This window comes from Komagataeibacter intermedius TF2 (assembly GCF_000964425.1).
Taxonomy (GTDB): Bacteria; Pseudomonadota; Alphaproteobacteria; order Acetobacterales; family Acetobacteraceae; genus Komagataeibacter; species Komagataeibacter intermedius.
The window spans coordinates 1-225 of sequence record NZ_BANF01000432.1 but is presented as its reverse complement, the minus strand read 5'-3'; the positions used below and the strand labels follow the sequence as shown (position 1 = coordinate 225).

Genomic DNA, 225 nt, shown 5'->3' with positions numbered 1-225 from the left:
GAGTAAGGCAACTATGCTCTGTAGTCGGCATCGCTCTGGGCAGGAAAGCCTGGTTGTTCGCCGGTTCCGATCGGGGCGGCCCGCGCGCGGCCGACATGTATTCCCGCATCGTCACTGCAAAGCTCAACGACGTCGATCCCTAGGCCTGTCTCGCCGACGTTCTCGCCCGGATCAACGACCAGCCGGTCTCATGCCTGCACGAGTTCCTTCCCTGGAACTGGGAAA

The 225-nt window shown here is 61.8% G+C and carries 1 pseudogene; it reads left to right on the top strand.

Features of this window, described 5'->3' with window-relative positions:
* A pseudogene (locus B7449_RS17910) lies at nucleotides 1-225 on the top strand (transposase domain-containing protein); the annotation flags it as partial.